Origin of the sequence: Polaribacter sp. (assembly GCF_965660385.1) — a bacterium.
GTDB lineage: Bacteria > Bacteroidota > Bacteroidia > Flavobacteriales > Flavobacteriaceae > Polaribacter.
Genome location: NZ_CBFHZT010000122.1, coordinates 1 through 2,437, shown reverse-complemented (window position 1 = coordinate 2,437; position 2,437 = coordinate 1). Strand labels below are relative to the sequence as shown.

At 33.9% G+C, this 2,437-nt stretch carries 2 protein-coding genes and 1 tRNA gene; all 3 read left to right on the top strand.

All coding sequences use genetic code 11. From position 1 onward, the window contains the following. Nucleotides 1-833, top strand: an 833-nt coding sequence (locus ACTG3V_RS15435; protein WP_439133066.1) for an energy transducer TonB, incomplete at its 5' end; no start/stop codon positions are given. Between the two features lie 61 nt (nucleotides 834-894). Continuing rightward, nucleotides 895-2,103, top strand: coding sequence for a bifunctional folylpolyglutamate synthase/dihydrofolate synthase (locus tag ACTG3V_RS15430; RefSeq protein WP_439133065.1), 1,209 nt, complete (start codon nucleotides 895-897; stop codon nucleotides 2,101-2,103). Nucleotides 2,104-2,168: 65 nt separating this feature from the next. After that, nucleotides 2,169-2,243, top strand: a tRNA-Val gene (locus ACTG3V_RS15425). The last annotated feature ends 194 nt before the right edge of the window (nucleotides 2,244-2,437 follow it).

The following is a 2,437-nucleotide window of genomic DNA, read 5'->3' as shown; positions in this document are numbered from 1 at the left end:
AAATAATGCCCATATTAGAAACAAAACATAAACGAAAATCGGCAGTTCTCACAGCAGTCATATTGTTGTTGTTGTTGTTTGTTATTTTTAATTTCGGAATGACCTATTTAGATCCGCCAGAAGAATATGGCTTAGCCATTAATTTTGTAGATTCAAATTTGGGTAGTGGAGAACCTGTAAAATTCACAAAAAAAGTTGCAACACCAAAAGTAGTGGAGCAAGAAGAAGTGGTTGAAGATGTAAAAGAAACACCTCAAGAAATTATAAAAGAAGAAATTATTACAGATAATACAGCTGAAGATGTACCCGTTGTAGAAAAGGTAAAAGAGGTAAAAAAAGAACCGATTAAAGAAGTGGTTAAAAAAGTAGTACCAAAAGAAAAACCAAAACCAAAACCCTCTAAAGAAACAACAGATGCTTTAAATAGCTTGTTAAAGGGTAATGCTTCTGATGGTTCTCCAAAAGGTGAGGGTGATGACAAGAAAGAAGGGGTAAAAGGAAAAGCAAATGGAGACCCTGATGCGAATGCTTATTATGGAAACACAGGCAGTGGTTCTGGAGGTAATTACAATTTAGCAGGTAGAAAAGCATTGTTAAAACCTAAAGAGCAGCCTAATTGTCAAGAAGAAGGGATCGTTGTTGTTCGTATTACAGTAGATAGAAATGGTAAAGTAATTAATGCAATTCCTGGAGTCAAAGGTTCAACCAATACAGCTGCGTGTTTGTTAAAACCAGCAAAAGAAGCTGCTTTGAAAACCACTTGGAATGCAGACAATAAAGCGCCTTCCAATCAAGTAGGAACCATCATTTACAAGTTTTCTCTCACCAAATAATGCTTACCTTTGTTATTGAAATGTCACCTAAAGCGCAGTCAAAAGGTCTCACTTTTAAATTATGAACTATCAAGAAACTTTAGATTGGATGTTTGCTCAATTACCTATGTATCAAAAAGAGGGTAAATCAGCTTTTAAAAAAGATTTAACCAATACATTAGCCTTATCTAAAGTGCTAAATTTTCCAGAAAAAAAATTTAAATCCATTCATGTTGGTGGTACCAATGGTAAAGGTTCAACTTCACATATGTTGGCGTCTATTTTACAAGAAGCCGGTTATAAAGTGGGTTTGTATACCTCACCGCATTTAAAAAATTTTACAGAGCGAATTCGTATTAATGGCATTGAAATTTCTAGAGAAAAAGTAATTTCATTCGTACAAAAGCATAAAAATTTTTTAGAACAACAAAAGCTTTCTTTTTTTGAAATGACAGTAGGGTTGGCGTTTGATTATTTTGCTGATGAAAAAGTGGATATCGCAGTTATTGAAGTAGGCTTAGGAGGTCGATTAGATTCTACAAACATCATTACACCAGAAATAGCTGTAATTACCAACATAGGGCTAGATCATACTCAGTTTTTGGGAGAAACCTTGCCGGAAATTGCTTTTGAAAAAGCAGGTATTATCAAGCAAAATGTTCCTGTGGTTATTGGAGAAAAACAAAACGAAGTACAACAAGTTTTTCTAGATAAAGCCAAAACAATGAATGCGACTATCACTTTTGCTTCTGAGGATAAAGAAATGTATGCAACAGATTTGTTAGGAGATTATCAGCAGAAAAATGTAAAAACTGCAGTGGCTACAATTCAAAGATTACAAGGTTTTCAAGTGTCTCAAAAAAACATTGAAAATGGTTTATTGCAAGTAGTAGCCAATACCAATTTAAAAGGAAGGTGGCAGATTTTACAAGAAAAGCCAAAAGTAATTTGCGACACAGCACATAATAAGGAAGGGTTGGCCCTAGTTTTACATCAATTAAAAAAAGAAAAATATAAAGAATTACACATTGTATTAGGAGTGGTTTCTGATAAGAAATTAGAAGAGGTACTACCTCTTTTTCCAACATCAGCACATTATTATTTTTGCAAACCAAACATACCAAGAGGACTTTCAGAAGAAGATTTAATGGCAAAGTCAAAATCTTTTCAACTTTTTGGAGAAAAATATGAATCTGTTGAAAAGGCGTTGCAATCGGCCTTACATAATGCTAATCAAGAAGATATGATTTATGTTGGTGGTAGCACATTTGTGGTTGCTGAAATTATTTAAAAAAAATCATTTTTTTATTTGGTAAACTTAAAATCTATAGTATATTTGCACCCGCAATCATGCAAGGGCGCGTAGCTCAGTTGGTTCAGAGCACTTGGTTTACACCCAAGGGGTCAGGGGTTCGAATCCCTTCGCGCCCACAACAAAAATCTTTTACAGTAATGTAAAGGATTTTATTTTTTTCTAGATATTCAAAATAACCTTTTTTCGTACATTCGTAGTCTTAATACATTCAATGTTTACATGATTGATAAAAAGATAGGAATTATTGGTTTAGGCTATGTTGGATTGCCATTGGCAAGACTCTTTGCTACCAAATACAGCGTAGTTGGTT

Excerpts from the sequence above, each read along its gene's own strand:
- ACTG3V_RS15430 (WP_439133065.1), top strand. The coding sequence starts at position 895 with ATGAACTATCAAGAAACTTTAGATTGGATGTTTGCTCAATTACCTATG.